The organism is Pseudazoarcus sp. NS20 (genome assembly GCF_059703745.1).
In genome coordinates, this window is record NZ_BAAKIY010000004.1 from 513,297 (window position 1) to 520,503 (window position 7,207).

7 protein-coding genes are annotated in these 7,207 nt (G+C 61.6%); 5 read left to right on the forward strand and 2 right to left on the reverse strand.

Annotated elements, in window-relative coordinates:
• Positions 1 to 19 precede the first annotated feature (19 nt).
• The 5 genes from AC6H0W_RS14175 (at position 20) to AC6H0W_RS14195 (ending at position 5,632) form a co-directional block, all read left to right on the forward strand.
• Positions 20 to 1,093, forward strand: a complete 1,074-nt coding sequence (locus AC6H0W_RS14175; protein WP_497577831.1) for a hypothetical protein — start codon at positions 20 to 22, stop codon at positions 1,091 to 1,093.
• Between the two features lie 91 nt (positions 1,094 to 1,184).
• Positions 1,185 to 2,105 carry an SPFH domain-containing protein gene (locus tag AC6H0W_RS14180; RefSeq protein WP_497577832.1) on the forward strand — a complete coding sequence of 307 codons (921 nt, stop codon included), beginning with the start codon at positions 1,185 to 1,187 and terminating at the stop codon, positions 2,103 to 2,105.
• 2 nt (positions 2,106 to 2,107) lie between these two features.
• A complete protein-coding gene (locus AC6H0W_RS14185; protein ID WP_497577833.1) occupies positions 2,108 to 2,575 on the forward strand; it encodes an NfeD family protein in 468 nt (155 codons plus the stop codon).
• A gap of 110 nt (positions 2,576 to 2,685) precedes the next feature.
• Positions 2,686 to 3,252 carry a dCTP deaminase gene (gene dcd, locus AC6H0W_RS14190; protein ID WP_497577834.1) on the forward strand — a complete coding sequence of 189 codons (567 nt, stop codon included), beginning with the start codon at positions 2,686 to 2,688 and terminating at the stop codon, positions 3,250 to 3,252.
• Between the two features lie 133 nt (positions 3,253 to 3,385).
• Complete coding sequence (locus AC6H0W_RS14195; RefSeq protein WP_497577835.1) at positions 3,386 to 5,632, forward strand: Orn/Lys/Arg family decarboxylase; 2,247 nt, start codon at positions 3,386 to 3,388, stop codon at positions 5,630 to 5,632.
• A 65-nt stretch (positions 5,633 to 5,697) separates the two neighbouring features.
• Here AC6H0W_RS14195 and AC6H0W_RS14200 read toward each other — a convergent pair whose 3' ends face one another.
• Positions 5,698 to 6,192, reverse strand: a complete 495-nt coding sequence (locus tag AC6H0W_RS14200; RefSeq protein WP_497577836.1) for a dihydrofolate reductase — start codon at positions 6,190 to 6,192, stop codon at positions 5,698 to 5,700.
• Positions 6,189 to 6,983, reverse strand: coding sequence for a thymidylate synthase (locus tag AC6H0W_RS14205; RefSeq protein WP_497577837.1), 795 nt, complete (start codon positions 6,981 to 6,983; stop codon positions 6,189 to 6,191). Before AC6H0W_RS14205 ends, AC6H0W_RS14200 begins: the two co-directional genes overlap by 4 nt.
• Positions 6,984 to 7,207: the final 224 nt, after the last annotated feature.

Here is a 7,207-nt window from a genome sequence, read left to right on the forward strand (position 1 = left end):
TCCAGAGTGGGAGCGCTATGTGAGAAGACTGTTTTTTGCGCTGGGAGTTGCCTTGCTGGCGGGCTTGATGCTGGCGTGTGCATGGGCGCCGCAGCCGATGGAGCAGCGCTTGATCGGGGTGCAGCTCGAAGCCCTCGTGCCGGCCCACGCGGAGCGCTTGCAGCGCGAGTCGATCGAGGTTCAGGAGGCTGTGCTGAGTCTGGCTCAGCAAGACGATTTGCTGGCTGCCAAGGCACAGGCCGCGCTGCGGCGCTACGGCGACTTGGCCCGTAAGGTGTTGCCCGCGTATGCCGAAGATGCGGCGTTTCGCCACGTGCTGCAGGACTACGGCGAACAGGTGGTGCCGCCAGTCCATTACTTCATGCACAACGACTTGCCGTCGCTGAGCTTGTACAAGCGTGCTGGTGACACGGCGTCGGCCTTGCTCGGGCTGTGGAGTGACGAACAAGCCGTATCGCCGGAGCCGCTGACGGCGGAGGGCCGTGGCCATTTCGCAATTCGCTTCATCGCCGAGGAAGGGCACGGCTTTCTCGGTCAGTTCGTGATCGCCGCGGACGGTTCGGTGGCACGCGTGCAAACGGAACGTATGGCTGAAGGGGTCGTCGGATTCTTTACCGGCGGCATCCGTGACCTCGAGACGCGCTGGCGGCGCGGCGACGAGATAGCGGCGAGCGACGTCGGGTGGGCTGCGGTGGATTTCGCGATTGCGGCCAGCGCGGTGAAGCTGTTGCGACTCGGGCGCGGCGCCGCAGCCGCACGCTCCACCGCTGCAAGCCGTCCAGCTACGGCGGCCCTGGGCTCCACGCTGCTGCGTGGCAGTCGCGTGGGCGTGCAGATCGCGCGGATCGGCGGGCCGGTGGCGCTGGCCTACGTGGTGGTGCGCCACCCGTCGCTGCTCAATTCCGCGTTTGGTCATGTGGCCGAATGGCTCGGGTATCCGGCATGGGTGGTACAAACCTTGGGGTGGGGGTTGGTGCTCTTGCCCGTGCTGCTGCTGTTGCAATGGCTTCTGCGGCCGTTGGCCTTGTTGTTCGGAACCGTCGGCGGGTTATTGCGCTGGTGCGATCGGTGTGTGCGCGGCCGCACCGCCTGATGATGACCACCACTGCGAGCTCCGCCGGTATTGAAATGCATTCGGCGTATGATCGGATGAATCGTCCCCAGATTGAAAAGGAGTTGGCCCCATGGATGGATTGTTGATTTTCTCCGGCATCGTCGTCGTGATCGCCGTGGCACTGATCTTTGCAGGTATCAAGACGGTGCCGCAGGGCGAACGCTGGACGGTCGAGCGATTTGGCCGCTACACCGATACGCTCGACTCGGGCCTGCGCATCATCGTGCCGTTCGTGGATCAGATCGGCCGCCGCATAACCATCATGGAGCAGGTGCTCGACGTGCCGGCGCAGACCGTGATCACCAAAGACAACGCTGCAGTGGTGGCCGACGGTGTGGTGTTCTACCGCATCGACGATGCGGCGAAAGCCGCCTATCAGGTGCGCAACCTCGAAGAGGCCATCATCAACCTGACCACCACCAACCTGCGCTCGGTGATCGGTTCGATGGATCTGGACGAAACCTTGTCGAACCGACAGCGGATCAACGAACTGCTGATGGCCATCGTGGATGAGGCCACCAACCCGTGGGGCGTGAAGATCATCCGTATCGAGATTCGCGACCTCAAGATGCCGCCTCAACTGCAGGACGCCATGAACCTGCAGATGACCGCCGAACGCAAGCGCCGCGCGCAGGTGACGGAGGCTACCGGCGCCCGTGAGGCCGAAATTCTGCGTGCCGAGGGTGAAAAGCAGGCTGCCGTGCTGCGCGCCGAAGGTGAGCGTCAGGCGGCGTTCCTGAATGCGGAGGCGCGTGAGCGCGAAGCCGAGGCCGAAGGCAAGGCCACGCGCATGGTGTCGGAGGCCATCTCCGCAGGTGACATTCAGGCCATTCAGTATTTCCTCGGCCTTAAGTACGTGGAGGCTTTGCAGGAGATCGGCAAGGCCGACAACAGCAAGCTGGTGCTGATGCCGCTGGAGGCAGGAGGCATTACGGGGGCGGTAGCTGGCATCACCGAACTCGTGCGCGCGACGCCGACGAAGGCGAACTGATCATGGGCAGCCTGGAGGCGCTATTCGTTTCGCCGTGGTACTGGCTGGTCGGCGGCTTGGTGGTGGCCGGCCTGGAAATTGTCGTGGCCGGAGCCTTCCTGCTATGGATTGGCCTGGGCGCGATGATGGTCGGCATCCTGCTGCTGCTCCTTCCGGGCATGCCGTTTGCACTTCAGTTGCTGTTGTTTGCGGTGACCATGCTCTCGTCTGTTGCGCTGGGCTTCTTTGTGCAACGTCGAGGTGGCCGAGGTGCCGCGGCCGGTGAGATCAACCACGAGTTGCAGGCTTTGATCGGCCGCCGCTGCGAAGCCGCGACGGATTTCACCGCCGGAAGAGGGCGCATCCGGGTTGGCGACACCACGTATTCGGCGCTCGGGGATGACGACATCCTGGCCGGCGAGTTCGTCGAAATTCTCTCCGCCGACGCGGAGGCGATCCGGGTGGTGCGCGTGCATGTGAGCGCCGTGTAGTCGCAACGAAAATGGTGTGGGGTGCGCCTTTCCCTGAGGGAGTGCATGCCCTACACTACGCGCATTTCAGCCGCCGGCCATGCCGGCCGTTCGCACAGGAATAGCACTGCATGTCCATCAAGTCCGACAAGTGGATCCGCCGCATGGCGGCGCAGCAAGGCATGATCGAACCGTTTGCTCCCGAGCTGGTGCGGGAAAACGAGTCCGGCAAGATCGTGTCGTATGGCACTTCGAGCTACGGCTACGACGTACGCTGTGCGAACGAATTCAAGATTTTCACCAACATCAATTCGACCATCGTTGATCCGAAGCACTTCGATTCGGGCAACTTTGTCGATTTTACCGGTGACGTGTGCATCATTCCGCCGAACTCATTCGCCCTCGCGCGCACCGTGGAGTACTTCCGCATTCCGCGTAGCGTGCTGACGGTGTGCCTCGGCAAGAGCACGTATGCTCGCTGCGGCATCATCGTGAATGTGACGCCGCTTGAACCCGAGTGGGAAGGCCACGTAACACTGGAGTTTTCGAACACCACGCCGCTGCCGGCGCGCATCTACGCGAACGAAGGCGTTGCGCAGATGCTGTTCTTCGAATCGGACGAAATCTGCGAAACCTCGTATGGCGACCGGGGCGGCAAATACCAGGGGCAGCGCGGCGTCACGCTTCCCAAGATCTGACGTTTTCGGCCTTTTGCCGTAACGTTTCACAGGGGCCGGTCACGGCCTCTTGTGCTTTATTGGTAACGATGTGGCAACGCGCCACATGCAACATGGCCAGGCGGCAGAGCCGACCGCGCCGGGAGAACCGAGGATGCGCTTTCATTTTCCGATCATCATCATTGATGAGGACTTTCGTTCCGAGAACACCTCGGGCCTCGGTATTCGTGCGCTGGCAAAGGCCATTGAAGACGAAGGCATTGAGGTCCTTGGGGTAACCAGTTATGGCGACCTGACTTCGTTCGCACAGCAGCAGAGCCGGGGTTCGGCCTTCATCTTGTCGATCGACGATGAAGAGTTCTCTTCGCCGGAGGCGGCCGATGTGGCGATCGCCGGCTTGCGTGCCTTCGTGCAGGAGATCCGCCACCGCAATGCGGACATTCCCATCTTCATCTATGGTGAGACGCGCACCACGCGCCACGTGCCGAACGACGTGCTGCGCGAGATGCACGGCTTCATTCACATGTTCGAGGACACGCCGGAGTTCGTCGCACGCTACATCGTGCGCGAGGCCAAGAACTACCTCGAAACCCTGGCGCCGCCGTTCTTCCGTGCGCTGACGCATTACGCGGCGGACAGTTCGTATTCGTGGCATTGCCCGGGCCACTCGGGTGGCGTGGCCTTCCTGAAAAGCCCGGTGGGGCAGATGTTCCACCAGTTCTTCGGTGAGAACATGCTGCGTGCCGACGTGTGCAACGCCGTGGAAGAACTCGGCCAGTTGCTCGATCACACCGGCCCGGTCGCGGCGAGCGAGCGCAACGCCGCGCGCATCTTCAACTGCGATCACCTTTACTTCGTCACCAACGGCACCTCCACCTCGAACAAGATGGTGTGGCACACCACGGTGGCACCGGGCGACATCGTGGTGGTCGACCGCAACTGCCATAAGTCCATCCTGCACTCCATCATCATGACCGGCGCGGTGCCCGTGTTCCTGACGCCGACGCGCAACCACTACGGCATCATCGGCCCGATCCCGCTTGAAGAGTTCTCGATGGAGAACATCCAGAAGAAGATCGACGCCAATCCGTTTGCCCGCGAAGCCAGGGACCGCAAACCGCGCATCCTGACCATGACGCAGTCCACATACGACGGTGTGGTCTACAACGTCGAGACCCTCAAGGAGATGCTCGATGGCCAGATCGATACCCTGCATTTCGACGAAGCCTGGCTGCCGCACGCCGCGTTTCATGATTTCTATGGCGACTATCACGCCATCGGTGCTGATCGCCCGCGCTGCAAGTCGTCGATGATCTTTTCCACGCAGTCCACCCACAAGCTGCTGGCAGGTCTGAGTCAGGCCTCGCAGATCCTCGTGCAGGATTCCGAGACGCGCAAACTCGACCGCGACATCTTCAACGAGGCCTATCTGATGCACACCTCGACGTCGCCGCAGTACGCGATCATTGCCTCATGCGATGTGGCGGCGGCGATGATGGAGCCGCCGGGCGGTCCCGCCTTGGTGGAAGAGTCGCTCAATGAGGCCGTCGAGTTCCGCCGCGCCATGCGCAAGGTCGAGGCCGAGTTCGGTGAGGCCGACTGGTGGTTCAAAGTGTGGGGGCCCGAGTTCCTTGCCGAAGAAGGCATGGGCACGCGAGAAGACTGGACGCTCAAGGCCAACGAGCGCTGGCACGGCTTCGGCAACCTCGCCGAAGGCTTCAACATGCTCGACCCCATCAAGGCCACCGTGATCACCCCGGGCCTCGACGTGGATGGCGATTTCGCCGAGTCGGGCATTCCGGCAGGCATCCTCACGCGCTACCTCGCCGAACACGGCATCATCGTCGAGAAGACCGGTCTGTACTCGTTCTTCATCATGTTCACCATCGGCATCACCAAAGGCCGCTGGAACACCATGGTGACCGAGTTGCAGCAGTTCAAGGATGACTACGATCGCAACCAGCCTCTGTGGCGCGTGATGCCCGAGTTCATCGCAAAGTACCCGCGTTACGAGAAGGTGGGCCTCAAGGATCTGTGCGCGCAGATCCACAGCTTCTATACGGCACACGACATCGCGCGTTTGACTACCGAGATGTACCTGTCGGACATGGTCCCGGCCATGAAGCCGGCGGACGCCTTCGCCAAGATGGCGCATCGCGAGATCGAGCGTGTGCCTATCGATGATCTCGAAGGGCGCGTTACGGCCATGCTGGTCACGCCATACCCGCCGGGTATCCCGCTGCTGATTCCGGGCGAGCGCTTCAACCCGACGATCATGCGCTACCTGCAGTTCGCGCGTGATTTCAACGCCAAGTTCCCGGGCTTCGAGACCGACATCCATGGTTTCGTGCGTGAAGAGCGCAACGGCGTGGTCGATTACTACGTTGATTGCGTGAAGTGACAGCGTAGCGCTGAAATGCAAACGGCCCGGTTTAGACCGGGCCGTTTGCATTGGTGCCGCCGTGTTCAGCGGCGGCGGTACTCCACGAAGGCAAAGTCGTGCTCGTTGTCGGCGTCCGCTTGGTGCGTCTCACGAGAGACCTCAACGAACTGGGCCGGGTCGAACTCCGGAAAGTACGCATCGCCGTCCACTTCCGCATCAACCTCCGTAATCACCAGCCGGTGTACGGTGGCCAGCAATTGACGATACAGCTCGGCGCCGCCGATCACGCATACCGTGTCGGCGTTCGCCGCAGCGATGGCGGCCTGCGGGCTGGTGAACACCTCCGCGCCCTCTGCCACATAGGAGGGGTTGCGTGTCACCACCAGATTGCGTCTGCCCGGCAGCGGGCGCCCGAGCGACTCCCAGGTTTTTCTGCCCATCACGATGGGTTGGCCCATGGTCACGCGCTTGAAGTGCGCAAGATCGGCCTTGAGCCGCCACGGCAGAGCGTTGTCCCGCCCGATCACGCCGTTTTTTGCGCGCGCCACGACAAAGATGATTTCCGTCTCGTTGCTCATACGGCCACCGGTGCCTTGATGTGGGGGTGCGGGTCGTAGCCTTCCAGCGTGAAGTCCTCGAAGCGGAACGCCAGCAGATCCTTCACCTCCGGGTTGATCTTCAGCGTCGGCAGTGCGCGCGTCTCACGCGACAGCTGCTCACGCGCCTGTTCGAGATGGTTGCTGTACAGATGGCAATCGCCGCCGGTCCATACGAAGTCACCGGCACGGTAGCCGCACACCTGCGCCACCATGGCCAGTAGCAGTCCGTAGGACGCGATGTTGAACGGCACGCCCAAAAAGATATCGGCGCTGCGCTGATACAGCTGGCACGACAGCCGGCCATTGGCCACATAGAACTGGAACAGTGCGTGGCAGGGGGGCAGGGCCATGCCATCGATTTCGCCGGGGTTCCACGCCGACACGATGTGGCGGCGGGAATCCGGGTTGTTCTTGAGCCCGTCGATTAGGCGGCTGATCTGGTCGATGGTGCGGCCGTCGGCTGTTTCCCAGCGACGCCACTGTTTGCCGTACACAGGGCCGAGGTCGCCATCGGCATCTGCCCACTCGTCCCAGATGGATACGCCGTTCTCTTTCAGATAACGGATGTTGGTATCGCCCTGCAGAAACCACAGCAACTCGTGGATGATCGAGCGGGTGTGCAGCTTCTTGGTGGTCAGTAAGGGAAAGCCTTCTTCCAGGTTAAAGCGCATCTGCCAGCCGAACACTGACAAAGTGCCGGTGCCGGTGCGATCGGATTTCTCATCGCCATGCTCGAGCACGTGGCGCATCAGGTCTAGGTACGGTTTCATCGCTTCCGTCGCGTTTCAGGTGAGGTCTGCATTCTAACTTGCGCTTATTGCCCACGCGCCGTCCTTGAATCACCCGAGTTCTCGGGAGCGTTTTTTTCGCCTAAGTATCTGATGGCACTGGATTGGTGCGTGGTTGTGTTTGTGTTGTTTTGAAGAAGTTGTTGTTGGGGTGTTGACAGGGGTTTTTGTGTCTATACAATGCGCCCCTCTTCGCCGCTGATTGT

Excerpts from the sequence above, each read along its gene's own strand:
- AC6H0W_RS14195 (WP_497577835.1), top strand. The coding sequence starts at position 3,386 with ATGCGCTTTCATTTTCCGATCATCATCATTGATGAGGACTTTCGTTCC.
- AC6H0W_RS14205 (WP_497577837.1), bottom strand. The coding sequence starts at position 6,983 with ATGAAACCGTACCTAGACCTGATGCGCCACGTGCTCGAGCATGGCGAT.
- dcd (WP_497577834.1), top strand. The coding sequence starts at position 2,686 with ATGTCCATCAAGTCCGACAAGTGGATCCGCCGCATGGCGGCGCAGCAA.
- AC6H0W_RS14185 (WP_497577833.1), top strand. The coding sequence starts at position 2,108 with ATGGGCAGCCTGGAGGCGCTATTCGTTTCGCCGTGGTACTGGCTGGTC.
- AC6H0W_RS14200 (WP_497577836.1), bottom strand. The coding sequence starts at position 6,192 with ATGAGCAACGAGACGGAAATCATCTTTGTCGTGGCGCGCGCAAAAAAC.
- AC6H0W_RS14180 (WP_497577832.1), top strand. The coding sequence starts at position 1,185 with ATGGATGGATTGTTGATTTTCTCCGGCATCGTCGTCGTGATCGCCGTG.